The organism is Haliea atlantica (assembly GCF_054779855.1).
In genome coordinates, this window is the sequence record NZ_BAAGXL010000003.1 from 274,412 (window position 1) to 299,822 (window position 25,411).

Here is a 25,411-nt window from a genome sequence, read left to right on the forward strand (position 1 = left end):
CCCAGGGCATCAGCGGGACGGTTCATCCTTCCGGGGGGGGCGGCGCCAGCACTTCGCGCTGGCCGTTGCTGCCCATCTCGGAAACCACGCCGGCCATTTCCATTGCCTCGATCAGGCGGGCCGCGCGATTGTAGCCAATACGCAGCTTGCGCTGCACGGAAGAAATCGACGCCCGCCGGCTCTTGCACACGTAGTGCACCGCCTCATCGTACAGGGCATCTTCCTCACTGCCTTCGTCACCGCTGCTGGCCTGGAGTTCCCCGGCGGTGACCGGTGTGTTGCTGCCCTCGTCCAGCAGGTCGTCGATGTACTCCGGCTCGCCGCGCCGCTGCCAGTCGGCGACGACCCGGTGCACCTCCTCGTCGGAGCAGAAGGCCCCGTGGACCCGAGTCGGCAGGCCGGAGCCCGGCGGCAGGTAGAGCATGTCGCCATGGCCCAGCAGCTGCTCGGCACCACCCTGGTCGAGGATGGTGCGGGAGTCGATCTTCGAGGACACCTGGAAGGCGATCCGGGTGGGCACGTTGGCCTTGATCAGCCCGGTAATCACATCCACCGAGGGGCGCTGGGTGGCGAGGATCAGGTGGATACCCGCCGCCCGCGCCTTCTGGGCGATACGGGCAATCAGTTCCTCGACCTTCTTGCCGACGATCATCATCATGTCGGCGAATTCGTCGATCACCACGACAATGGCCGGCAGATGCTCCAGCGGCGGCGCTTCCTGCTCCTCGTCGGTCATCGCCAGCATCGGGTCGGGCTGCCAGAAGGGGTCGATAATCGGCGTGCCCGCCTTCTTGGCGTCGTCCACCTTGCGGTTGTAGCCGGCCAGGTTGCGCACCCCCAGGTGGGCCATCAGCTTGTAGCGACGTTCCATTTCCGCCACACACCAGCGCAGGCCGTTGGCGGCGTCCTTCATGTCGGTAATCACCGGCGTCAGCAGGTGGGGAATGCCGTCGTAGACCGACAGCTCCAACATTTTCGGGTCCACCAGCATCAGGCGGACTTCCTCCGGGGAGGACTTGTAGAGCAGGCTGATGAGCATGCAGTTGACGCCGACCGACTTGCCGGAGCCGGTCGTCCCCGCCACCAGCAGGTGGGGCATCTTGGCCAGGTCCGCAACCACCGGCTCGCCGGAGATATCGTGCCCCAGGGCCAGGGTCAGGGGCGAACGACTCTGGTCGAAGGCCCGGGAGGAGAGCACCTCGCGGAAATTGACGATCTCCCGGTCCTCGTTGGGAATCTCGATACCGACCACGGACTTGCCGGGTATCACTTCCACCACCCGCACGCTGATCACCGCGAGGGAGCGGGCCAGGTCCTTGGCCAGGTTGGAGATACGCGACACCTTGACCCCCGGCGCCGGCTGGATCTCGAAGCGGGTGATCACCGGCCCCGGGTACACGGCCACCACTTCCGCGCTGATATTGAAGTCGGCCAGCTTGAGTTCCAGCAGGCGCGACATGCCCTGCAGGGCCTCCTCGGAAAACCCCTTGTCGGGGTCGTGTACCGGGGCGTCCAGCAGCCCCAGGGGTGGCAGCTCGCCGGTCACCGGGGCGTCGAACAGCGGCTGCTGTTTTTCCTTCTCCGCGCGGACGCTTTTCTCCGGCTTCGGGTTGAAGGGCTTGATCTTGGGCGGGGTGCGCTGGCGGGTCTTTTCCACGTGCTCTTCGATCACCGCCTTGCGCGCCTCCAGGGCCTTTTCCCGTGCCCGCCGATCGCGCACCCGGTCTATCAGGGCGAGCACACGCAAGCGCAGCCACTGCCCGGCCACCAGGCTCCAGCGCCCGAGGCGTTCGCTCAGACGCAGCCAGCTCAAATCGGTAAAGACGGTTACCCCAAACAGGAACACCGCCAGCAGGATCAGCCGACTGCCGACCGGGTTGAAGGCGGCGAGGAAGGCGTCGCCAATGGCCTGACCGAGGATGCCCCCCGTGCCCTGGGGCAGGGCCAGACCGCCGCGGTCATTGAGGGCCGCCAGGGCGGTGCCCGAGAGCACCACCAAGACCAGGCCAAGCGCCCGGATACCCGCGGTCACCCAGTCGAAGGCCGGGGCGCGATGCCGCTCGCGCAGGATCACCCAGGCGCGCCAGCCCAGCAGGGGCGGCAGCAGGTAGCCGGCGATGCCGATCAGGGAAAACACCACGTCCGCCAGCCAGGCCCCGGTGGGGCCGCCGGCATTGCGAATGCCCCCGCCGACCCCAGTAGCCGACCAGCCGGGATCGGCCGGACTGTAGGTCAGCAGTGCCAGCAGGAGGTACAGGCACAGCGCGGTCACCCCGATAAAGGCGCCCTCGCGCAGACGCGGCCCCAGCGTGCTCTGTGAAACGGCCTTCTCCGGCACCCGACTCACCCCTCTTCGATACGTGGCCCAGTAGCCACGCAAACATGCATGATTTTGACCTAATTTCCGATTATTTTCAAAAAGTTATGCGGATTATTTAGAAACAGTGTTGGCTTTGCCGCGCGACGGGCTTTGCATTACCATGAGCGCTTTCCCCGCCGGGTCGCGCTGCGCCCTCTGGATCGCACCGGAGTGGCCCCGCACTACCCAGCCCGCCATTTAACACCAGCAACCAGGAATTGACTACCATGAGCGATGCGCAGCACCACCCCCTGATCATTCTGGGCTCGGGCCCCGCCGGCTACACCGCAGCGGTCTATGCCGCCCGCGCCAACCTGCGGCCAGTCCTGATCACCGGCATGCAGCAGGGCGGGCAGCTGACCACCACCACCGAGGTCGAAAACTGGCCGGGTGGGCACGCCGAGCTGCAGGGACCGGAGCTGATGCAGCAAATGCTGGAGCACGTCGAGCGCTTCGAGACCCAGGTGGTGTTCGATCATATCGAGCGCGTCGACCTCAGCCAGAAACCCTTCCGGCTCGGCGGCAGCGGTGAATACAGCTGCGATGCGCTGATCATCGCCACCGGTGCCTCGGCCCAGTACCTGGGCCTGGCCAGCGAAGAAGCCTTCATGGGCAAGGGTGTCAGTGCCTGCGCCACCTGTGACGGCTTTTTTTACCGCAACCAGAAAGTTGCCGTCATCGGCGGCGGCAACACCGCTGTCGAGGAAGCCCTCTACCTGGCCAATATTGCCTCGGAGGTGACCCTGGTGCACCGCCGCGACAGCCTGCGCGCGGAAAAGGTCTTGCAGGACCGGCTGTTTGCCCGCGAGCGCGAGGGCAAGGTGCGCATCCTGTGGAACCATGTACTGGACGAGGTGCTCGGCGACGACAGTGGCGTCACCGGCATGCGGGTCAAGGCAGTGGGCGATGGGGCCACCCAGGAGATCGACCTGGCCGGCGTCTTCATCGCCATCGGCCACAAGCCGAATACCGACATGTTTGCCGGCCAGCTGGAGATGCACAACGGCTACATCCGCATCACCAGCGGGACCGAGGGCAATGCCACCGCCACCAGTGTGCCCGGCGTGTTCGCGGCCGGCGACGTCGCCGACCACGTCTACCGCCAGGCCATCACCTCGGCGGGCTTTGGCTGCATGGCCGCCCTCGACGCGGAAAAATTCCTCGACGCCCAGGGCTGACCCTTGGCCAGCATTCCCCGGCTGCGCCCCGGCGCCCCCTTTCCGCCCACCAGCCGGGCCCTGGACTACCCCAGCGGCCTGCTCGCGGTGGGCGGCGAGCTGACCCCGGAGCGACTGGTGGAGGCCTACCGCCAGGGCATCTTCCCCTGGTACGAGCCCCCGCAACCGGTGCTCTGGTGGACCCCCGAGCCGCGGGCGGTCCTGTTCCCCGAGCAACTGCATGTCGCGCGCTCCCTGCGCAGGACACTGCGCAGGGGCAGCTATCGGGTCTGCTGCGACCGCGACTTTAGCGGCGTCATGACCGCCTGCGCGGCACCCCGCCAGGGGGTCGAGGGCACCTGGATCACCGGCGACATGCTGCGCGCCTACACGGCACTGCACCGACGGGGGCTGGCCCACTCGGTGGAATTGCGGGATGCCGACGACCAGCTGGTAGGCGGCCTCTACGGCGTCGCCCTGGGCCAGGCTTTCTTCGGCGAATCGATGTTCTCGCGGGTACCCAGCGCCTCGCGCATCGCCCTGGTGGCCCTGACGCGAATTCTTTCACTTGGCGGCTACCGGCTACTCGACTGCCAGGTGGAAAGCGCCCACCTCTCCGGGATGGGGGCGACCACCCTCTCCCGTCTGGACTTTGAGGCCCTGCTTGCGCAAACTGTGGAAGCGCCCGCGGATTCCTCCGTGTGGGCGTTCGAGGCCAATTGCGGAGAGCTGCTGACGTGACCTCTTCCCTGCGCGACCTGAAGGTGTATACCACCTACCCGCACACCTGCAGCTACCTGCCGGATCGCGAGGCCACCACCCTGTTTATCGACCCGCGGCAGGACATCGACCAGGCCCTGTACAGCCGCCTGTCCCAGCTCGGCTTCCGGCGCAGCGGCAGCCATATCTACCGGCCCCACTGCGCCGACTGCCGGGCCTGCATACCGGCGCGCATCCCGGTCGAGCGCTTCCAGCCGGACCGCTCCCAGCGCCGCATCTGGCGTCGCAACCAGGACCTGCTGGTGATGCACAGCCAGGACATTCGCGACGAGGAAGCCTACGACCTCTACTACCGCTACATCGAGCAGCGTCACGCCGACGGCGACATGTTCCCCCCCGACCGCGAGCAGTACCTCTCCTTCCTCAACGACCCCTGGCAGGTCACCCGCTATCTGCGTTTCTACGACGGCGAGCAGCTGGTGGCGGTGGCCGTGGTGGACGAACTGGAGGATGGACTGTCGGCCATCTACACCTTTTTCGAGCCGGAACAGGAACGCCGCGGCCTGGGTGTGTTCGCGATTCTCTGGCAGATTCAGCGCGCCCGGGACCTGGGTCTGGCCCACGTCTATCTCGGCTACTGGATCGAGAATTGCCAGAAGATGCGCTACAAGGACCGCTACCAGCCCCTGGAGCTGCTGCTCGACGGCCGCTGGACCGCGTCGCGCTGATTCCCACGGGGGTCTGGCACACGCCGCGCCTTTGGTGCAAAATGCGCCCCTGTTTTTTCAAGGGACCACTTGCGCATGGCGAAAGAAGACCAGATCGAGATGGAGGGTGAAATCATCGACACCCTTCCCAACACCATGTTCCGGGTCAAACTGGAAAATGGCCACGTCGTGACCGCTCACATTTCCGGAAAGATGCGCAAGCACTACATCCGGATCCTGACCGGTGACAAGGTACGCGTGGAACTGACCCCCTACGACCTGACCAAGGGTCGCATCACCTACCGGGAGCGCTGATCGCGGCGCGCCAGCCCCGACGCACGGCAGGGATGGCGCGGCGACGCAAGCGGACTCAGGCGGGCTCCGCCTCTTCCTCCCGCAGGGCCTCCACCACCAGGCGATCAGCGTCGGCATCCAGCCCGACATGGGCGACGCCGCCCTTTTCGCTCAGGGCGCCAAACAACACCAGCTCCGCCAGGGGCTTCTTGATGTGTTCCTGGATTACCCGGGCCATTGGGCGCGCGCCCATGTTGCGATCGTAGCCCTTCTCGACCAGCCACAGGCGGGCATCCTCGTCCACCTCCAGCGTCACCCGCTTCTCGTCCAGCTGACCCTGCAGCTCGGTGAGGAACTTGTCCACCACGGTGAGTATCACGTCCTCGCCCAGGGGCTCGAACTGCACAATGCTGTCCAGGCGGTTGCGGAACTCCGGGGTAAACATCCGGTTGATCGCCTCCAGGGCATCGGTGCTGTGGTCCTGGGTGGTGAAACCGATGCTGCGGCGACTGACACTTTCGGCGCCGGCGTTGGTGGTCATCACCAGGATCACGTTGCGGAAGTCCGCCTTGCGCCCGTTGTTGTCGGTCAGGGTGCCGTGGTCCATCACCTGCAGCAGCAGGTTGAAGACTTCCGGGTGGGCCTTCTCGATCTCGTCCAGCAGCACCACGGAATGCGGGTGCTTGGTGACTGCGTCGGTGAGCAGGCCACCCTGGTCAAAGCCGACGTAGCCGGGCGGGGCCCCGATCAGGCGCGACACCGTGTGCCGCTCCATGTACTCGGACATGTCGAAACGGATCAGCTCCAGACCCAGCTGGCGCGCCAGCTGGCGGGTCACCTCGGTCTTGCCCACCCCGGTCGGGCCGGCCAGCAGGAAGGAACCGATCGGCTTGTCGCCGGAGCGCAGGCCGGCCCGGGCCAGCTTGATCGAGGTCGCCAGGCTGCCGATCGCGGCGTCCTGACCGAAGACCACCATGCGCAGATTCTGCTCCAGCTTCTGCAGGGTCTCCTTGTCATCCGAACTGACCGATTTCGGGGGGATGCGGGCGATCTTGGCGACCACTGCCTCGATGTCCGCCACACCGATCACCTTCTTGCGCTTGGAGGGGGGCTGCAGCTGCTGGTAGGCCCCGGCCTCGTCGATCACGTCGATGGCCTTGTCCGGCAGGAAACGGTCGGTGATGTAGCGGGCCGACAGGTCCGTGGCCACCCGCAGGGCGCGATTGGTATAGCGCAGGCCGTGGTGCGATTCGAAGCGGCTCTTGAGCCCCTTCAGAATCTTGTAGGCGTCCTCCACGCTGGGCTCGAGCACATCGATCTTCTGGAAGCGACGGCTCAGGGCCTTGTCCTTGTCGAAAATACCGCGGTACTCGTGGAAGGTGGTGGAGCCGACACAACGCAGCTTGCCCGAAGTCAGCAGGGGCTTGAGCAGGTTGCTGGCATCCATGACCCCACCGGAGGCCGCCCCGGCGCCAATAATGGTGTGGATCTCATCGATGAACAGGATCGCGCCCTCGCGCTGCTTGAGTGCCGCGAGCAAGCCCTTGAAGCGCTTCTCGAAATCGCCGCGGTACTTGGTACCCGCCAGCAGCGCGCCCAGGTCGAGGGAGTAGACCACGCTGTCGCGCAGCATCTCCGGGACCTCGCCGTCGACGATCTTCTTGGCCAGGCCCTCGACAATGGCGGTCTTGCCGACGCCGCTCTCCCCCACCAGCAAGGGGTTGTTCTTGCGCCGCCGGGCCAGCACCTGAGCCACCCGCTCCACCTCGGGGCTGCGGCCGATCAAGGGGTCGATGCGCCCGGCGCGGGCTTCCTCGTTGAGATTGGTGGCGAAGTTGTCCAGGGGATTGCCCTCACCCTCCTCGGCCGCCGCCGGCTCGCCGGCCACCTGGCCGGGCTCGGCACCCTCGCCCTCGTTGGAGACCTTGGAGATGCCGTGGGTGATGAAATTGACCACGTCGAGACGGCTGACCCCCTGGGTCTTGAGGAAGTAGACCGCCTGGCTCTCCTGCTCGCTGAAGATCGCCACCAGCACATTGGCTCCGGTCACCTCGCTGCGGCCGGAGGACTGCACGTGGAATACCGCGCGCTGCAGCACGCGCTGGAAGCCCAGGGTGGGCTGGGTTTCCTGCTCCTCGCTGTCGTCCGGAATCAATGGCGTGGTGGCGTCGACAAATTCCACCAGGTCACCGCGCAGGGCCGACAGATCCACCCCGCAGGCCTTGAGAACCCGCACTGCCTCGTTGTTGTCCAGCAGTGCCAGCAGCAGGTGCTCCACCGTCATGAACTCGTGACGGCGGCTGCGCGCTTCGCGAAAGGCCTCGTTGAGCGTCAGTTCAAGGTCCCTGTTCAGCATAGTGCTCACTCCCGGGCGTTCAGCCCTCCGATGCCTCGATTTCACACAGCAGGGGATGCTGGTTCTCCCGCGCGTACTGATTGACCTGGGTGGCCTTGGTCTCGGCGATATCCCGCGTGTAGACCCCGCACACACCCTTGCCCTGGGTATGTACGGTGAGCATGACCCGGGTGGCCTGCTCGCGATTCATGCGAAAGAAGACTTCCAGCACCTCGACGACAAATTCCATGGGGGTGTAATCGTCGTTGATCAATACCACTTTGAACAGCGGCGGCCGCTTGAGTTCAGGGCGCGACTCCTGGAGTGCCAGATCGCCGTCTCCGTCGCGGTGTTCCTGGTCGTCAGCGGCCAGCTGCCAGCCCCGGAAAACCTGTTGTTCCATCACGCTAGCCAGACCTCGCTCGTGCGCAGTTACCGTGTGTCACCCCGATTATAAGCGAAATGGGGGCGGCTTGTGGGGACAGGCGAACCCGCGGCGCCGAAAGCCGGTGCCGGGACTTCGCGAAAAAACGGGGGGAAACAGCGCGGAGCCCGGACGGGCCCCGCGCGGAGGGGGCTTAGCCGATGCTGGCGAGAATCGCGTTGAGCGTCTGGCTGGGGCGCATGGCGGCCTCGGTCTTCTGGCCATCGGGGCGGTAGTAGCCGCCGATGTCCACCGGTGCGCCCTGCACGCCGTTGAGCTCCTCGAGGATCACCGACTCCTGCTCGACCAGCTGCCGGGCGACCGGCTCGAAGCGCGCCCGCAGGTCGGCATCCTCGTCCTGGGCCGCCAGGGCCTCGGCCCAGTACATAGCCAGGTAGTAGTGGCTGCCGCGGTTGTCCAGCTCGCCGGCCTTGCGCGAGGGCGACTTGTTGCTGTCCAGGAACTTGGCGTTGGCCTGGTCCAGGGTCTTGCCCAACAGGCGCGCCCGGGCGTTGTCGTGCACCTCGCCGTAGTGGTCCAGGGAGGCCGCCAGGGCCAGGAACTCACCCAGGGAATCCCAGCGCAGGTGGTTCTCCTCGACAAACTGCTGCACGTGCTTGGGCGCGGAGCCACCGGCTCCGGTCTCGAACAGGCCGCCGCCGTTCATCAGCGGCACGACGGACAGCATCTTGGCGCTGGTACCCAGCTCCAGAATCGGGAACAGGTCGGTCAGGTAATCCCGCAGCACGTTGCCGGTCACGGAGATGGTGTCCTGGCCGGCACGGATGCGCTCCAGCGAGAAACGACAGGCATCCACCGGCGCCATGATGTGGATTTCCAGGCCGCTGGTATCGTGCTCCTTGAGGTAGGTATTGACCTTGGCGATCAGCTGGGCGTCGTGGGCGCGCTTTTCATCCAGCCAGAATACCGCCGGGGCACCGGAGGCGCGGGCACGAGTGACCGCCAGCTTGACCCAGTCGCGAATCGGCGCATCCTTGACCTGGCACATGCGGAAGATGTCGCCGGCTTCCACACGCTGCTCCATCAGCACCTTGCCGGCGCTGTCGACCACGCGCACCACGCCGTTGCCGGGCACTTCAAAGGTCTTGTCGTGGGAGCCGTACTCCTCGGCCTTCTGCGCCATCAGGCCGACGTTGGGCACACTGCCCATGGTGGTCGGGTCGAAGGCGCCGTTGGCCTTGCAGTCCTCGATGACCGCCTGGTAGACCTCAGCGTAGCAGCGGTCGGGAATCACCGCCTTGGTGTCCTGCAGCTCGCCGTCCGGACCCCACATGCGGCCGGACTCGCGAATCATTGCCGGCATGGAGGCGTCGATGATGATGTCGCTGGGCACATGCAGGTTGGTGATACCCTTGTCGGAGTTGACCATGGCCAGCGCCGGGCGCTCGGCATAGGCGGCCTGGATGTCCGCCTCGATGACGGCGCGCTTGTCTTCGGGCAGCTCCTGCAGGCGGGCCAGCAGGTCGCCGAAGCCATAGCTGACATCGACACCCAGCTCGCGAATGCTGTCGGCGTGCTTCTCGAACACATTCTTGAAGAAGACTTCCACCGCGTGGCCGAACATGATCGGGTCGGAGACCTTCATCATAGTGGCTTTCAGGTGCAGGGAGAACAGCACACCCTGGGCCTTGGCGTCCTCGATCTGGGCGGCGTAGAACTCGCGCAGGGCGCGGACATTCATCACCGCGGAGTCAATCACCTCGCCGGCCAGCAGCGGCGTGCGCTCCTTGAGGACCCGCGTGTCGCCGTCGGCACCGACAAACTCGATCTTCACCTCGCCGGCATCGGCGACGGTGACAGACTGCTCGCTGCCGTAGAAATCGCCCTGCTCCATGTGCGACACGTGGCTTTTCGAGTCGCCGCTCCAGGCGCCCATCTTGTGCGGGTTCTTGCGCGCATAGGCCTTGACGGATTCCGGCGCGCGGCGGTCGGAGTTGCCCTCGCGCAGCACGGGGTTCACCGCGCTGCCCTTGACCCGGTCGTAGCGCGTCTTGATGTCGCGCTCTTCGTCGTTCTTCGGTTCGTCGGGGTACTCGGGCAGGTCGTAACCCTGGCTCTGCAGCTCCTTGATCGCCGCCTTCATCTGCGGCACCGAGGCACTGATGTTCGGCAGCTTGATGATGTTGGCCTCGGGGGTCTTGGCCAGCTCACCCAGCTCGGCCAGGTCGTCGCCGATGCGCTGCTCATCGCTCAGGCGCTCGGGGAACTGGGCAATGATGCGACCGGAAAGAGAGATGTCGCGGGTTTCCAGGCCGATGCCGGCGGCCGGGCCGGCAAATGCCTGAACGATGGGCAGCAGCGAGTAGGTAGCCAGCGCTGGCGCTTCATCGGTCAGGGTATAGATGATCTTTGCTGTCATGGTGCTTCCTTGACGTCTAAGGAGTTTCAGGAAAGAGAGGCACGCCGCCTGTCCCATCGCCGGGGGAATCGCTTATCATGCAGCCAACTGGAACTTGCAGCACGGCAAAACGGGCGGGATTGTAGCACGCAGGCCCGCCCTTGTGCAGCGCAACCCGGAGCCGGGATGGCCCGTATTCTCTTGTTCAACAAGCCCTGGGGAGTCCTCAGTCAGTTCACCGACCGCGAGGCCGGGCGCCCCACCCTGGCCGACTACCTGGACGCGCCGGGCTTCCGCGTGGCCGGCCGCCTGGACCGCGATTCCGAGGGCCTGCTGGTGCTCACCGATGACGGCCGCTGGCAACAGCGCATCGCCAACCCGCGGCACCGGCACTGGAAAACCTACCTGGTGCAGGTGGAAGGCGAAGCCAGCGAGCAGGCACTGGCGACCCTCGCCGGCGGCCTGCAACTGAAGGACGGCCCCACCCTGCCGGCCCGGGTCCGCCAGGTACCCGAGCCCGACTGGCTGTGGCCCCGGGATCCCCCCGTGCGCGAGCGCAAGAACGTGCCCGACTGCTGGCTGGAGATCCGCATCCGCGAGGGGCGCAACCGCCAGGTGCGGCGCATGACCGCCGCGGTGGGGCTGCCCACCCTGCGCCTGCTGCGCGTCGCGGTCGGCGACTGGTCACTGGCCGGCCTGCCCCCGGGGGGGCACTGTTTCCACGAGCTGCCCGAATTGCCTGGCGCCACGGAGGGCAGGCCATCGACCGGCACGTCACAGCGACGCCGGCCACCGAATCGCCCGCAGCCGAAGCGCCGCGCCGGCGCGCGAGCCGGGAAGCGCCATTCGAGAAGGAACACGTCATGAGCAGACACTGGCACCCCCACCTGACCGTGGCCACCGTGGTGCACCGGGACGGCCGCTACCTGCTGGTGGAGGAGCGCGACAAGCAGACTGGCGCGGTGGTCTTCAACCAGCCCGCGGGACACCTGGAGCCGGGCGAGAGCCTGGCCCAGGCAGCCCTGCGCGAGACCCGCGAGGAAACCGGCTGGGGGGTGACGCTGGCGGGCATCCTCGGTTTCTCGCTTTACCGGGCCCCGTCCAACGGCGAAACCTATTACCGCAGCAGCTTCCTCGCCACCCCCGTCGGCCCACTGGAGGGCGCGACCCTGGACCCGGACATCATCGCCACCCACTGGTTCAGCGGCGAGGAATTGCGCGCCATTTCTGATAGAATGCGCAGCCCGCTGGTGCTGGCGGACATCGAGCGACACCGCCGCGGCACCCTCTACCCCCTGGACCTGATACACGAGTACTGAAACCGCCAGCATGGGCCTCAATTCTGCCACCAAGGTGATCGTCGGCATGTCCGGCGGCGTCGACTCTTCCGTCGCCGCCCTGCTCCTGCGCGAGCAGGGCTATCAGGTGGAAGGCCTGTTCATGAAGAACTGGGAAGAGGACGACGGTACCGAGTACTGCACAGCGAAAGAGGATTACGCGGACGCCCAGGCGGTCGCGGACAGCCTCGGCATCACCCTGCACGGGGCCAATTTTGCCGCCGAGTACTGGGACAATGTGTTCGAGCACTTCCTCGCCGAGTACCGCGCCGGGCGCACCCCCAATCCGGACATCCTGTGTAACCGCGAGATCAAGTTCCGCGCCTTCCTCGACTACGCGCTGCTGCTCGGCGCCGACTGCATCGCCACCGGGCACTATGCCCGCCGCGGCGAAGCCGATGGCAAGGCCACTCTGCTGCGCGGTCTCGACAGCAACAAGGACCAGAGCTACTTCCTGCACGCGGTGGGTCACCAGGAGCTGGCCCGCACCCTGTTCCCGGTGGGCGAGCTGCCCAAGCCGGAGGTGCGCGAGATTGCCCGCCGCCACGGTCTGGCCACCCACAGCAAGAAGGATTCGACCGGCATCTGCTTTATTGGCGAGCGCCGCTTCAAGGATTTCCTGCAGACCTACCTGCCGGCGCAGCCCGGGGAAATCCGCAGCCTGGAGGGCGAGCACCTGGGGCAGCACCAGGGCCTGATGTACCACACCCTGGGACAGCGCCAGGGCCTGGGCATCGGCGGCCTGGCGGGCCACGACGAAGCGCCCTGGTACGTGGTGGGCAAGGATCTCGAGCACAATGTGCTGCTGGTTGGCCAGGGCAATGAGCATCCCGCCCTGTTCAGCAATGCCCTGGAAACCGGGGAGTTTTACTGGATTGCCGGCGAAGCCCCGTCGCTGCCCCTCGCCTGCAGCGCCAAGGTGCGCTACCGCCAGCCGGATCAGGCCTGCCGGGTGGAAGCCCTGGATGACGGACGCTGCCGGGTCACCTTCGACAGCCCCCAGCGCGCCGTGACCCCCGGCCAGTCCGTGGTCTTGTACGCGGGCGAGCGCTGCCTCGGCGGCGGCGTCATCGAGACCACGCGCTGAGATGCCTATGGACACGGACAATCCCCTGGTCCAGCAGACCATCGCCCTGGCCGGCGTGACCCAGGCCGCCAGACTGGTGGAACAGGTGGCCCGCACCGGCAGCTGCCCCGAAAACTTCCTGCAGGCCTCCCTCGATAGTCTGTTTGTCTTCGAGCAGGAGCGCGCCGAGGAGATTTTCGGCGGCACCGCCAACCTGCGCCTGGGTCTCGATAGCCTGGCCGGATTCATGCTGAATCGCGCCGAAGTCCGCCAGGCGGCGGTGGTGCGCTACCTCTTCAACCTGCTGCACCTGGAGCGCCGCTTCGCCGCCAACCGCGAGATGATGTCGGTGGTGCGCTCACGCCTGGAGCACACCGGCTTTCGCAGCGAACATTTTGACAGCTCCCTGAACACCCTCTGTCACAGCATTTCAGGTATTTACCAGGACACCCTCAGCACCCTGCCCTTCCGCATCCAGGTCACCGGCAGCGCGGAGCAGCTGCAGAAGCCCGAGTGCGCGGACCGCGTGCGCGCGCTGCTGCTGGCAGGGGTACGCTCGGCCTTCCTCTGGCGCCAGCTGGGCGGGCGGCGCTGGAAACTGCTGCTGCAGCGCCGCAGGCTGGGACTGATCGCCCGGGACCTGGCCCGGGATCTCGACACCGCACCTCATCACTGAATTACCGGAGAACGGCATGAACCTCACCCCCCTCACCGCGGTATCCCCCATCGACGGCCGCTATGGCAACAAGACCGACAGCCTGCGGGCGGTGTTCAGTGAGCACGGCCTGATCCAGCGCCGGGTGCTGGTGGAAGTCCGCTGGTTGCAGCAGCTGGCCGCCCTGCCCGGGATCCCCGAGGTGCCGGCCCTGTCCAACGCTGCCAACGCCTACCTGGAGAACCTGCTGGACAACTTCAGCGTACAGGACTCCCAGCGCATCAAGGATATCGAGGCGACCACCAACCACGACGTCAAGGCGGTGGAATACTTCATCAAGGAGCGCCTGGCAGAGCAGGCGGAGCTCGCCGCGATCAGCGAGTTCGTGCACTTCGCCTGCACCTCCGAGGACATCAACAACCTGTCCCACGCCCTGATGCTGCGCGACGGCATGCAGCAGGTGCTGCTGCCCGCCATGCAATCCGTGGTCGAGGCCCTGACCGACCTGGCCGAGGAGCACGCCGCGGTGCCCATGCTCTCGCGCACCCACGGCCAGACCGCCAGCCCCACCACCCTGGGCAAGGAGCTGGCCAACGTGGTGGCGCGCCTGCGCCGCCAGCTGGACGGCCTGCAGCGGATCGAATACCTGGGCAAGATCAACGGCGCGGTGGGCAACTACAACGCGCACCTGGCGGCCTATCCCGACGTCGACTGGCAGGCCAACGCCGAACAGTTCGTCACCGGGCTCGGACTGACCTGGAACCCCTATACCACCCAGATCGAGCCCCACGACTACATGGCCGAACTGTTCGACGCCATGGCGCGCTTCAACACCATCCTGATCGACCTGGACCGGGACGTCTGGGGCTACATTTCCCTGGGTTATTTCCGCCAGCGCACCGTGGCAGGGGAAGTGGGTTCCTCGACCATGCCGCACAAGGTCAATCCGATCGACTTCGAGAACTCCGAGGGCAACCTGGGCCTGGCCAACGCCATCTTCCAGCACCTCGCCAGCAAACTCCCGATCAGCCGCTGGCAGCGCGACCTCACCGACAGCACGGTGCTGCGCAACATGGGCGTGGGCTTCGGCTACTCGCTGATCGCCTACCAGGCCAGCCTGAAGGGCATCGGCAAGCTGCAATTGAACGCAGCAAAGCTGCAGGAAGACCTGGACCACAGCTGGGAGGTGCTGGCCGAGCCGATCCAGACGGTGATGCGCCGCTACGGCATCGAGCAGCCCTACGAGAAACTCAAGGCGCTGACCCGCGGCCAGGCCATCACCCGCGAGTCCCTGGAGACCTTCCTGCAGACCCTGGAACTGCCGGCGGATGCACGGGAGGCGCTGCTGGCCCTGACCCCGGCCAATTACACCGGCAACGCCGCCGACCAGGCCCGGGCCATCCGGAAGTCCTGAAGTGGCAGCCCGCGGCCTGCTACCCGATCCCGCCGGCTTTCTCGAGCGCCACTGGCAACGGGAGCCGCTGCTGATCCGCGGCGCGCTGGCCGACTTCCAGCCGCCGGTGAGCGCCGGGGAGCTCGCCGGGCTGGCGCTGGAGGCGGAGGTCGAGTCGCGCATCGTGGTGCGCCGCGACCAGGACTGGGAACTGCGTCACGGCCCCTTCGACGCCGGGGACTTTGACTGCCCCGATCCCTGGACCCTGCTGGTGCAGGGCGTCGACCAGCTGCTGCCGGAGGTGGCCGAACTGCGCCGGCTGGTGAATGGTCCACCGCTCTGGCGCCTGGATGACATCATGGTCAGCTACGCCAGCGACGGCGGCGGTGTCGGGCCGCACTTCGACCGCTACGACGTCTTCCTGCTGCAGGGCAAAGGCGAACGGATCTGGCGTCTCGGCCAGCGCTGCGACGAGCACAGCGCGCTGCTGCCCCACGACGAGCTGTGCCTGCTGGAGGACTTCAAGTGCCAGGCGGAATACCGCCTGCAGTGCGGCGATGTACTCTACGTGCCCCCCGGGGTCGCCCACTGGGGCATTTCCTGTGGCGAATCCACCTGTTTCTCCATCGGCTTTCGCGCACCGCGCCTGGCCGACCTGCTCTCGCGCTGGACCGACGTGCGCCTGGAACAGCTCGGCGACCACCAGCTCTTCGGCGATGCCTGCCGCGGGCCGGCGCGGCGCCCGGGGGAAATCGACCCCTCGGACATCGACCGGGCCGTCGCGCAGCTGCGCGCCCTGCTGCAGGCAGACAGCGACCCCCAGTGGTTCGGCGAAGTGATCACGGAGGGGCAGCCCCCCGACCCCGACCGCGAGGTGATCGACGCGCTCCTTGTGGCGCTGTCGACCCCCGGCGCCCGGGTCTGCCTTTCACCCGAGGCCAGACTGGCCTGGCAGGCGCTGCCCGACGGCGACCTGCGGGTCTTTGTCAACGGCCACAGCCAGCGCTGTGCTCCCGCCCTGACCGACACACTCGGCGCGCTGTGTGACGGGCAGACTCTGCCGGTCTCGACCATACTGGATCAGCATGAGAGCGCCGGCGCGGTGCTCGAGTTCCTGGTGGTCATGGGAGGACTGGATGTCGACTGAGGAAGCGGAGACCACGATTCGCCGGGCGCAATGGCCCGAGGAGGAAAGCCTGTTGCGCCAGCTGCGACAGGCGGTATTCGTGGAAGAACAGGGTGTGCCCCCGGAGATCGAGTGGGATGGCCGCGACGCCGAGGCAAGCCATGTGCTCGCTCTGCGCAACGGGCGCCCCCTGGGCTGCGGCCGACTGCTGCCGGATGGCAAGATCGGCCGCATGGCGGTACTGCCGTCGGAGCGCGGCCGGGGCATCGGCCATCGACTGTTGGAAGCACTGCTCGACGCGGCAAGCGAGGCGGGGCTCGAGGAAGTCTACCTGCACGCGCAACAGCATGCTGCGGATTTCTACCGCCGCGCCGGCTTTGTTCCCACGGGCGCGCCTTTCGAGGAAGCCGGCATCCCGCACGTTGCCATGCGCCGTCCGCTGCTGCAGCTACCTCCAGCGGGTTTCCAGGGCGGCGTCACCTATCCGCAGCCCTTTGCCGACTATGCGGTCGCCCTGGCACAGTCGGCCCGGCGCAGCCTGTGCCTGCTCTCCCCCGCCCTCGATCACCGGGTGTTCGACCGCCAACCCCTGGTGGACGCCCTCAGCCAACTGGCCCGGGACTCCCGCCAGTCGGAGGTGCGCATCCTGGTCAGTGACTGGCGTCCGATGGTGCAGCGGGGCCACCGCCTGCTGGCACTGGCCCGCCGGCTGCCCTCCTCGGTGCGCCTGCAGCAGCTCACCGAGCATCCCGACTGGAAAGGCGAGACCCTGCTGATCCGGGACCGCAGCGGTCTGCTGTGGCAGCCGGGGGAAAGCGACAAGAGCGGCTTCTGGCAACCGGACTCAGCCGCGGAGGTCCGCCCCTACCTGGATCGCTTCGAGGAGCTGTGGCGACACAGCGCCACCCACGTGGAGTTTCGCAGCACGCCCCTGTGACAGACGCTGCCTCGGGCAGGTCTTGGCCGGAGCTCAGGGCAGCATGACGCCCACGGCATTGCCCTCGTAGACCAGGGAGTAGGACCTCAGCATGCGACAGGGCTCCTCGCTGTGGCGCAGCACGGCACCCGAGTCCAGGGCAAAACGGTAACCGTGCAAGGGGCATTCGATGGCGCCATCCGCCACAGCGGCGTCCAGCAGCGGATGCCCGCGATGGGGGCAACGGGCCGCCAGCAGATAGCGCTGGCCCTGCTCCTGAATCAGCAACAGTTCCAGCTCGTCGATCTTGTACTGGCGACGGTAGCCGTCGTGGAGGTTGATGAGCTTTTCCAGGGAGAAGAAGCGCATCAACCGCAGCTCACATCAGGTCAATCAGCTGCCTGGCCGCATGCCAGGCGGTGATTTTGCCCGCCTCCACCTGCTGCTCCAGCTCGGGCAGCAGGCGCTTGACCTCGGGGTTCTGCTTCAGGCGCAGCATCAGCATGTCGTTCATCAGGGAACGCATCCAGTCGCGGTTCTGGCGCGCGCGCTTGGCGTCGAAGGCGTCCGCCTTGCGGGCCGCGCTCCAGTAATCCACCACCATACCCCAGACCTTGTCGATGTTGATGTTTTTCAGGGCGGAGCAGGTCGTCACCTGGGGCGTCCACCAGGTGCTGTGACGCAGCAGATTCATGGCCGAGTTGTAGTGCTGGCGAGTGCGTTTGGCGGACAGCTCGCTGTCGCCGTCCGCCTTGTTGATCACCAGCGCGTCGGCCAGCTCCATGATGCCGCGCTTGATCCCCTGCAGTTCGTCGCCGCCACCGGGGAGCATCAGCACCATGAAGAAGTCCACCATGCCCGCCACCTGGTACTCCGACTGGCCGACACCCACGGTTTCCACCAGGATGACGTCGAAGCCCGCAGCCTCGCAGAGCAACATGGTTTCGCGGGTTTTCTGGGCCACCCCACCGAGGGCACCGGAAGACGGCGAGGGCCGGATATAGGCCTCCGGGCGACGGGACAGCTGCTCCATCCGGGTCTTGTCGCCCAGGATGGACCCGCCCGCTACCGGGGAGCTGGGGTCCACCGCCAGCACGGCGACACGCTTGCCCTGCTCGATCAGGTAGAGGCCGAAGGCCTCGATGAAGGTGGACTTGCCCACCCCCGGCACGCCGGAAATACCGATGCGGATGCTTTTGCCGGCCTGCGGCAGCACCTGCTCGAGTACCGTCTGGGCCTCTTCGCGGTGTTGCGGCAGGCTGCTCTCCACCAGGGTGATGGCCTTGGCCAAAGCGCGACGATTGCCGCCAACCAGAGCTTCCAGGTCAAGGGCAGTCACGTCAGGCCGACTTGCCCTGGGCTTCGCTGACCGCGTCCATCACCTCCCGGGCGCAGACCGGGATCGGCGTGCCCGGGCCGAAGATGCACTTGACCCCCGCCTGGTAGAGGAAGTCGTAGTCCTGCCGCGGGATCACGCCACCGGCGATTACCACGATGTCCTCGGCGCCCTGCTTGCGCAGTTCTTCCACCAGCTCGGGAATCAAGGTCTTGTGGCCGGCAGCGAGGGAGGAGGCTCCCACCACGTGGACGTCGTTCTCGATCGCCTGACGCGCCACTTCCTCGGGGGTGGAGAACATCGGCGACAGGTCGATGTCGAAGCCGACATCGGCGAAGGCCGTGGCCACCACCTTGGCGCCCCGATCGTGACCGTCCTGGCCCATCTTGCACACCAGCATGCGCGGGCGGCGACCGAATTTCTCTACGAATGCATCGATATCCATGCTGATCTGCTTCCAGTTCTCGTCTTCCTGGAACGCCGAGCCGTAGACCCCGGAGACGGTCTGTGCCTGGGCATTGAAACGCCCGTATTCGCGCTCCAGGGCGAAGGAGATCTCCCCCACGGTGGCCCGGCGGCGGGTGGCCTCGATGGACAGCTCGAGCAGGTTGCCCTGGCCGCTCACCGCGGCCTGGTAGAGCTGCTCGAGGATATCCTCGACCGCGGCCTCGTCGCGATTCTCGCGCACGGCAGCCAGGCGTGCCAGCTGCGACTTGCGCACGGCTTCATTGTCGATTTGCAGGACGTCGACTTCACTGGCGTCGTCGGTCTGGTATTTGTTGACCCCGACAATCACGTCGTCACCGCGGTCGATGCGCGCCTGCTTGCGGGCCGCCGCCTCTTCGATGCGCAGCTTGGGCATGCCGGTCTCGATGGCCTTGGCCATGCCGCCCGCTTCCTCGACCTCCTCGATCAGCTCCCAGGCCTTGTCGGCGATATCCTGGGTCAGCTTCTCCATCAGGTAGGAGCCGCCCCAGGGATCGACCACATTGGTGATCCCGGTTTCTTTCTGGATGATCAGCTGGGTGTTGCGGGCAATGCGCGCGGAGAACTCCGTGGGCAGGGCAATCGCCTCGTCCAGGGCGTTGGTGTGCAGCGACTGGGTGCCGCCAAAGACCGCGGCCATGGCCTCGATGGTGGTGCGGACCACATTGTTGTAGGGGTCCTGCTCGGTCAGGGACCAGCCGGAGGTCTGGCTGTGGGTCCGCAGCATGGAGCTCTTCGGGTTCTTCGGGTTGAACTCGGAAACGATCTTCGCCCACAGCAGACGCGCGGCGCGCAGCTTGGCGATCTCCATGTAGAAGTTCATGCCGATGCCCCAGAAGAAGGACAGGCGCGGCGCGAACTGGTCGATATCCAGGCCCGAGGCCAGGGCGGTACGGATGTACTCCTTGCCGTCGGCCAGGGTATAGGCCAGTTCCAGGGCGGCGTTGGCGCCGGCTTCCTGGATGTGGTAACCGGAGATCGAGATGGTGTTGAAGCGCGGCATGTGGTTCGAGCAGTAGGCGATGATGTCGCCGATGATCTTCATGCTCGGCTGCGGCGGGTAGATGTAGGTGTTGCGGACCATGAACTCCTTGAGAATGTCGTTCTGGATGGTCCCCGCCAGCTGCTCCTGCTTCACGCCCTGCTCTTCCGCGGCGACGATGTAGCCCGCCAGGACCGGCAGCACCGCACCGTTCATGGTCATGGAGACCGACACCTGCTCCAGCGGGATGCCGTCAAACAGGATCTTCATGTCTTCCACGGAGTCGATCGCGACACCGGCCTTGCCGACATCACCCGAAACCCGCGGGTGGTCGGAGTCGTAGCCGCGGTGGGTCGCCAGGTCGAAGGCCACGGAAACCCCCTGGCCACCGGCTGCCAGCGCCTTGCGGTAGAAGGCGTTGGACTCCTCGGCAGTGGAAAAACCGGCGTACTGGCGGATAGTCCAGGGACGACCGGCGTACATGGTCGCCTGGGGCCCGCGGATATAGGGCGACAGACCGGGCAGTGTATTGGTGAACTGCAGCTCGTCCAGGTCCTCGGCGGTGTACAGCGGCTTGACGGCGATACCCTCGGGGGTCTGCCAGGTCAGGCTGTCCAGCGGCTTGCCCTTGAGGCTTTTCTCCGCCAGGTTGCGCCAGTCGTCCAGGTTGGTTTTGCTCTTGTCGTAGATCTTGTCGCTCATGGGGTTCTCCGCGGGTCCGCTCAGTGCTCGTCGCCCGGCTGGTTAATTTCAATCAGGACGCCGTCACAGCTCTTCGGGTGAATGAAAATCACCTTGGAATTGTGGGCACCCGGCGCCGGCGCATCGGACAGGAACTGGTAGCCCTTTTCCTTCAGTCGCGCCACGTCCTCCTCGATGTTGTCCGAGCGGAAACACAGGTGGTGCAGGCCGCCGCCGCGCTTCTCCAGATAGGTGGCGATGGGGCCCTCACCGTTCAGCGGGTGCACCAGCTCGATGTTGGTCGGCGGCAGCGGGAAGAAGGCAGTGCTGGTCTTCGCCGGCACCACGTCCTCGGTACCCTCGAAGGGCAGGCCGAAGTCTTCCATAAAGCGCTTGATGGCCTTCTCCAGGTCGGGCACGGCAATGGCGATGTGATCCAGTGCGGTAATCATGGCAAACCCTCTCAGATAACCTGTGTCAGGAAGCGTGCGGTGGCCTCGCGGCGGCGCTCGGCCAGTTCCTCGGGGGATTCCACCTCGATCTTCTCGTCCGGCGTGATCTTGAACAGGGGCTGCCCCTTGTGAATGATCACGCCATCGGTGTCCACCAGCACCTTGTCGATGGTACCCGAGAACGGCGCGTAGACCTTGTTGAACATCTTCATCACTTCGACGATGTACAGCGGATCGCCGGCTTCGAAGTGGTCGCCCTCCTGTACATAGAGCTCGTGCTCCGGGGACTCGCGACCGTAGAACATACCGCCGCTCTCGGCCAGGATCTCGTCGGACTTGGCCACCGGTGGCGGCACCAGCACCTTGGCCATGCGGCCCTGCAGCTCGGCGTCGAGCAGGCGCTCCGGAATGTGGATGGACAGATCCTCGTTCACCGTCAGATCGTAGAAGCCGGTGGCCTCGGCAATGCTGGGCAGGATGGCCAGGATGCTGACCCCCGACTGGAAGCCCTTGTGGGCCGCGCGCACCTGCAGCCAGGTGGCTTCGGACATGCCCGCCGGCGCCTGCTCGCTCTCCAGTGCCGACTGCAGGGCGATCCAGTCCTCGGCATCCAGCTGCTGGGACAGCTCGGCGTAGAAATCCAGGGCCTCCTGCAATACCTGGTGATCGTGATCCCAGATCACCGTGGCCGCCGGCGCCTCGGGCGAGTAGTCCATGTTGAGGAAGTGGTAGGTGTCCGCCAGCAGCTCGATCGGGTTCTCGTTCCAGCTCACCTTGCCGTCGATCAACGTGTAACAGTCGCGGTTGACGCTGAGCCAGCCGCTGAGGATATGCGGCTCCTGGAGCAGCCGCTCCACCGGGCGCAGCAGCAGGGTGCCCTTGCGGTCCAGGCTGTCCCGCAGGGCCTTGGCGGCCGCGTCGCTGTGGCCTTCCAGGGCCCGGCGGCAGATCTGATCCCAGGCGAAGTGCAGGTCCAGGTGGTTGGCCTGGCTCTTCAGCTCACCCACGGCCGTCAGGTAGGGAACGATAAAGCGGGTGGTCGGACGGGCGTTGATGTTCTGGCCGATGAACCAGTTGACCAGGCCATAGTGGAACTCGAGGTTGGTGGCCAGGTCTTTGCCGCGCATGCGGGTGCGGCGAATGACCTCGGCCATGCGCTCGTAGGTCTCCAGGCGCGACTCGCCCACGGTCAGCAGCAGGGCGATGTTGGAGTCATAGGCACCCGCCAGGGTGTATTTCATGAACACGTCGGTGTCCGGGTTGTGCAGGCTGATGCCCTGGTCGTCGCGGATCTCGCCTTCCAGGGCATCGCTCCAGCCTTCAATGACACCACCGGCCGAGGGCTGCAGAGCCTGGTTGGTGGCGTTGAGGCGCGCCTCCACGGAGTCGTTGTGGCGCAGGTGGCGGGTCGGCCGGGGCAGTTTCGGGCCGTGGGCCGCCAGCAGTACCATGGCTTCCACCAGGGACTCGACCACGAAGTAGTCGTTGTCGTCCTCGGGGTTGCTGAAGCGCAGGGAATAGCACAGCTCGGTGACCCGGTGCTCCACCTGGATCCGGGTGTTCATCTCCATGAAGAAGTGCTTGTCGCGGTCGACGATGCACTCGAAGGTGGAAACCGAGTCGAGACCGACGGCGGCGCCGAAGCGGGAGGCCTCGTCTTCCATCTCCTGCAGGGTCTTCAGGTCCTGGCGCAGGATAGCCGCCTCGGTGCCGCGGCCGGAGGCCTCGGCCTGGGCGATGGCCTTTTCCAGGGACTCCACGGTGACCGAGACTTCCAGCAATTTCTGCTCGTGCATCTGCAGGGAGCAGTCGCGGCCGCCCATGGTCATGCACCACTCACCGTTACCGATCACCTGGATTTCCTGGTGACGGGTGGTTTCGATGTTGAGCTCCACCAGCACGTTCTTGTTGTCGCCGACGCCAGTGGTCTTGACCTCGTTGAGGATCTCGCGGACCAGCTCGGCGGTGCGATCCGCCTCGCCGATACCCAGGATGCGCTGGCCCTTGCCGCCGCCGCCGCTGATCGCCTTGAGGCGAACACGGTTTTCCGGGTAGTCGGCGGCCATTTTCTTGACCGCCTCGGTCAGGGTTTCGCACAACTCGTCAACCGTGTACAGGTCGACGCCCTTGTTGTAGGACGCGGCGAGCACCAGATCCGCCTTGTCTTCCAGGCTGATGTCCGGATCGTCGAGTTTCGCATCGTCCACATCCAGACCGTTGGCCTGGCACAAGGCTTTCAGCGCATCCACGTCGGGGTGCTTGCGCAGCAGCGTCAGTGCAGTGCCGTTGTCGATCCCGGGAGTGACCGATACCCCGGACTTCAGCGCGGTGCGCTTGGCTTCATCCTTGAGGCCCGCATCGTGGACCGTGCGCGAACAGGGGCCAATGAAATTCAGGCCGGCCTTTTCCATGGCCGCAACCATGTTTTCGTCCTCGGCCATGAAGCCATAGCCGGCGAAAACCGCGTTGTAGTCATTGTCCCGGGCGATGCTGATGATCTGCTGGATACGCTGGTCGCGCTCTTCCTTGTTGGCCCCCGTGTAGTCGGGCACCCGGTGCACCCGGTCGGGATCGGCAATGGCGCGCAGCTCGGGCGCCAGGGCGTTCTGGTAGACGATCGAGTCCTTTTCCGAGAGCAGGATGCCGTAGTGCTCGATCCCCATCTCGGCAAACACGTCCATGGCTTCCTTGCGGATCGGACCACGGCAGATGATCAGGGGACGCAGGCCGGTGCAGTCGAACTGGCGGACCCAGGGTGAATGGTGGCGACCCAGGCGACGGTCACGGTGAATCAGGGGGTTGCGCAGATAGTATTCGTTGGACACGCTTTTTTCCTCAATCAGGCGTTGGCCGGGGCGTCGATCAGTGGAATTCACGCTGGACAGAGCCCAGCGGTTCCGGCGTGTAGTGTCGGAGACAGAAGTCCATGTGCTCCGCCAGGACGGTGCGCAGGTCGGAGGGCATCACAATCTGGGAGATGGACCCCAGGCTCAGGGCTTCGTTGGGGTTCATCAACTCCTGTTCGTAGCGCTGGGCCAGGGCCTGCTCCTCGGACTTGACCCAGGCGTGCACCAGCTGCTCGGCAGCGGATTTCGCCTGATCCGCCGGCAGGCCCGCGCGCATCTGCGCCTCGGTTTCATCGGCCACTTTCTTGCCGATACTGCCGCGGATCTTGCGCAGTTCATCCTTGTAGACGTACTCGACCCCGGCCGGCCCCATCACGGCGACCCGCGTGGTGGGCAGGGCCACCACGAAGTCGGCGCCGGTGGCGTAGTTGTTGTAGGAGGCATAGGCGCCGCCGAAGGCGTTGCGCACCAGCACCAGGAAGCGCGGGGTGCGCAGGTCGACGATGGCATCCAGCATGGCGCGACCCGCCTGCACGATACCGCCCGCCTCCTGTTCCTTGCCGGGCAGGAAGCCGGTGGTGTCCTCGAGGAAGATCACGGGGATGTTGTAGAGGTTGCAGAAGCGGATGAAGCGCGCGTTCTTGTAGGCGGCGGCAATGTCGATCTGACCCGAGGCCACCGCGGAGTTGTTGGCCACGAAGCCGACCACGTTGCCCCCCAGGCGACCCAGGGCGGTGATGGTGTTGCGCGCACGCTCCGGCTGGATTTCCAGGAAATCGCCGTGATCGCAGAGCTGCTGGATCATGATGCTGATATCGAAGGGCGTGTTGTAGCCGGTGGGCGAATTGAAAGCCTTCTTGAGCAGGATATCGATATCCCAGGTCTTGCGGTTTACCGGGTCGGAAGAGGCCTGGTAAGGCGCCAGGGAACCGTTATTGCTGGGGAGGTACTTGAGCAGCTCGCGCACCTTGCGCAGGGCCGCCACCTCGTCGGGCACGACAAAATCGGTCACACCGCTCTGACTGTGCACACCCGGCCCGCCGAGCTCGTCGGGGGTCACGTCCTCGCCGAGGACCGACTTGACCACACCGGGGCCGGTCAGGCCGAAGAAGGTGTCGTTGGGCTGGATCAGGAAGCTGCCCTGGCGCGGCAGGTAGGAGCCGCCGCCGGCATTGAAGCCGAACATGCACATGATGCTCGGCACCACGCCACTGATCTTGCGCAGGGCGGTGAAGGCATCGGCGTAGCCGTCCAGCCCGCCAACACCAGCCGGAATGTAGGCACCGGCGGAGTCGTTCAGGCCTACCAGGGGAATGCGGCGCTGGGCCGCGAGTTCGAACAGGCGCGCCAGCTTCTCGCCGTTGGTGGCGTCCATGGAGCCGGCACGCACGGTGAAATCGTGGCCGTAGATGGCGACGTCGCGCCCCCCTACCTGTATCAGCGCGGTCACCAGCGAGGCGCCGTCGAGATTCGGGCCCCAGTTCTGGTAGAGGACCGTCGGCTCGTTGTCAGACAGGCAGCGAATACGCTCCCAGATGGTCATGCGGTGCTTCTGGTGCTGGCGCTGGGTGTTCTTCACGCCGGCGGCGCGGAAGGGCCGCTGCTGCAGCTCCCAGCCAGCCTTGAGCGCTTTCTCGTAGAGGCCCGGCGCAGTGGCCAGCTGACCCGGCACCCGGAACTCCTGTTCGTCATGGGTGGCGAAGGGGTTGCTGAGGGAGGCGATCAGGTCTGAGTGCTTGTCTGTCATAGGTGTGTAGTCCATGCTGATGGGCTGTCTGCT

General features: G+C 65.9%; 21 protein-coding genes. 11 read left to right on the top strand and 10 right to left on the bottom strand.

Annotated elements, in window-relative coordinates; genetic code table 11:
* Window positions 1–22 precede the first annotated feature (22 nt).
* Window positions 23–2,338 (bottom strand): DNA translocase FtsK, encoded by a 2,316-nt coding sequence (locus ACYVGS_RS01315; RefSeq protein ID WP_460586824.1) that lies wholly within the window; start codon window positions 2,336–2,338, stop codon window positions 23–25.
* A 248-nt stretch (window positions 2,339–2,586) separates the two neighbouring features.
* Here ACYVGS_RS01315 and trxB point away from each other — a divergent pair, with 248 nt between their 5' ends.
* From trxB to infA, 4 genes are all read left to right on the top strand, one after another.
* A complete protein-coding gene (gene trxB, locus ACYVGS_RS01320) occupies window positions 2,587–3,537 on the top strand; it encodes a thioredoxin-disulfide reductase (protein WP_460586825.1) in 951 nt (316 codons plus the stop codon).
* Between the two features lie 3 nt (window positions 3,538–3,540).
* A complete protein-coding gene (gene aat, locus ACYVGS_RS01325) occupies window positions 3,541–4,257 on the top strand; it encodes a leucyl/phenylalanyl-tRNA--protein transferase (protein WP_460586826.1) in 717 nt (238 codons plus the stop codon).
* On the top strand, window positions 4,254–4,964 hold the full coding sequence (locus ACYVGS_RS01330; RefSeq protein ID WP_460586827.1) for an aspartate/glutamate leucyltransferase: 711 nt from the start codon (window positions 4,254–4,256) through the stop codon (window positions 4,962–4,964). The genes aat and ACYVGS_RS01330 overlap by 4 nt, the downstream gene beginning before the upstream one ends.
* Before the next feature lie 75 nt (window positions 4,965–5,039).
* Complete coding sequence (gene infA / locus ACYVGS_RS01335; RefSeq protein WP_460586828.1) at window positions 5,040–5,258, top strand: translation initiation factor IF-1; 219 nt, start codon at window positions 5,040–5,042, stop codon at window positions 5,256–5,258.
* Between the two features lie 55 nt (window positions 5,259–5,313).
* Here the strand turns inward: infA and clpA are convergent, their stop codons facing one another.
* The 3 genes from clpA to ACYVGS_RS01350 form a co-directional block, all read right to left on the bottom strand.
* Complete coding sequence (clpA, locus tag ACYVGS_RS01340; RefSeq protein WP_460586829.1) at window positions 5,314–7,593, bottom strand: ATP-dependent Clp protease ATP-binding subunit; 2,280 nt, start codon at window positions 7,591–7,593, stop codon at window positions 5,314–5,316.
* 19 nt (window positions 7,594–7,612) lie between these two features.
* Complete coding sequence (gene clpS / locus ACYVGS_RS01345) at window positions 7,613–7,975, bottom strand: ATP-dependent Clp protease adapter ClpS (RefSeq protein WP_460586830.1); 363 nt, start codon at window positions 7,973–7,975, stop codon at window positions 7,613–7,615.
* Window positions 7,976–8,150: 175 nt separating this feature from the next.
* Complete coding sequence (locus tag ACYVGS_RS01350; RefSeq protein ID WP_460586831.1) at window positions 8,151–10,376, bottom strand: NADP-dependent isocitrate dehydrogenase; 2,226 nt, start codon at window positions 10,374–10,376, stop codon at window positions 8,151–8,153.
* Between the two features lie 165 nt (window positions 10,377–10,541).
* Between ACYVGS_RS01350 and ACYVGS_RS01355 the strand changes: the two genes are divergently transcribed.
* From ACYVGS_RS01355 to ACYVGS_RS01385, 7 genes are read left to right on the top strand one after another with little or no spacing between them, the layout of a single operon-like run.
* Window positions 10,542–11,222, top strand: a complete 681-nt coding sequence (locus tag ACYVGS_RS01355) for a pseudouridine synthase family protein (RefSeq protein WP_460586832.1) — start codon at window positions 10,542–10,544, stop codon at window positions 11,220–11,222.
* Window positions 11,219–11,674 carry an NUDIX hydrolase gene (locus ACYVGS_RS01360; RefSeq protein ID WP_460586833.1) on the top strand — a complete coding sequence of 152 codons (456 nt, stop codon included), beginning with the start codon at window positions 11,219–11,221 and terminating at the stop codon, window positions 11,672–11,674. The genes ACYVGS_RS01355 and ACYVGS_RS01360 overlap by 4 nt, the downstream gene beginning before the upstream one ends.
* Window positions 11,675–11,684: 10 nt before the next feature.
* Window positions 11,685–12,779 carry an MnmA/TRMU family protein gene (gene mnmA / locus ACYVGS_RS01365; RefSeq protein ID WP_460586834.1) on the top strand — a complete coding sequence of 365 codons (1,095 nt, stop codon included), beginning with the start codon at window positions 11,685–11,687 and terminating at the stop codon, window positions 12,777–12,779.
* A 7-nt stretch (window positions 12,780–12,786) separates the two neighbouring features.
* Window positions 12,787–13,434, top strand: coding sequence for a lysogenization protein HflD (gene hflD / locus ACYVGS_RS01370; protein WP_460586835.1), 648 nt, complete (start codon window positions 12,787–12,789; stop codon window positions 13,432–13,434).
* A gap of 16 nt (window positions 13,435–13,450) precedes the next feature.
* Entirely contained in the window at window positions 13,451–14,827 is a 1,377-nt protein-coding gene (gene purB, locus ACYVGS_RS01375) for an adenylosuccinate lyase (protein WP_460586836.1), read from the top strand.
* Window position 14,828: 1 nt separating this feature from the next.
* On the top strand, window positions 14,829–15,953 hold the full coding sequence (locus tag ACYVGS_RS01380) for a cupin domain-containing protein (RefSeq protein ID WP_460586837.1): 1,125 nt from the start codon (window positions 14,829–14,831) through the stop codon (window positions 15,951–15,953).
* Window positions 15,943–16,869, top strand: coding sequence for a GNAT family N-acetyltransferase (locus ACYVGS_RS01385; protein WP_460586838.1), 927 nt, complete (start codon window positions 15,943–15,945; stop codon window positions 16,867–16,869). The genes ACYVGS_RS01380 and ACYVGS_RS01385 overlap by 11 nt, the downstream gene beginning before the upstream one ends.
* A gap of 33 nt (window positions 16,870–16,902) precedes the next feature.
* Here the strand turns inward: ACYVGS_RS01385 and ACYVGS_RS01390 are convergent, their stop codons facing one another.
* The 6 genes from ACYVGS_RS01390 to ACYVGS_RS01415 are packed head-to-tail and all read right to left on the bottom strand — an operon-like array spanning window position 16,903 to window position 25,378.
* Complete coding sequence (locus ACYVGS_RS01390) at window positions 16,903–17,217, bottom strand: Rieske (2Fe-2S) protein (RefSeq protein ID WP_460586839.1); 315 nt, start codon at window positions 17,215–17,217, stop codon at window positions 16,903–16,905.
* A 10-nt stretch (window positions 17,218–17,227) separates the two neighbouring features.
* On the bottom strand, window positions 17,228–18,187 hold the full coding sequence (meaB, locus tag ACYVGS_RS01395) for an ArgK/MeaB family GTPase (RefSeq protein WP_460586840.1): 960 nt from the start codon (window positions 18,185–18,187) through the stop codon (window positions 17,228–17,230).
* Between the two features lies 1 nt (window position 18,188).
* Window positions 18,189–20,354, bottom strand: coding sequence for a methylmalonyl-CoA mutase (gene scpA, locus ACYVGS_RS01400; RefSeq protein WP_460586841.1), 2,166 nt, complete (start codon window positions 20,352–20,354; stop codon window positions 18,189–18,191).
* Between the two features lie 20 nt (window positions 20,355–20,374).
* Window positions 20,375–20,785: a VOC family protein gene (gene mce, locus ACYVGS_RS01405; RefSeq protein ID WP_460586842.1), complete on the bottom strand. Its 411-nt coding sequence runs from the start codon at window positions 20,783–20,785 to the stop codon at window positions 20,375–20,377.
* An 11-nt stretch (window positions 20,786–20,796) separates the two neighbouring features.
* Window positions 20,797–23,610 (bottom strand): ATP-binding protein, encoded by a 2,814-nt coding sequence (locus tag ACYVGS_RS01410; protein WP_460586843.1) that lies wholly within the window; start codon window positions 23,608–23,610, stop codon window positions 20,797–20,799.
* 37 nt (window positions 23,611–23,647) lie between these two features.
* Window positions 23,648–25,378, bottom strand: coding sequence for an acyl-CoA carboxylase subunit beta (locus tag ACYVGS_RS01415; protein WP_460586844.1), 1,731 nt, complete (start codon window positions 25,376–25,378; stop codon window positions 23,648–23,650).
* Window positions 25,379–25,411 lie beyond the last annotated feature (33 nt).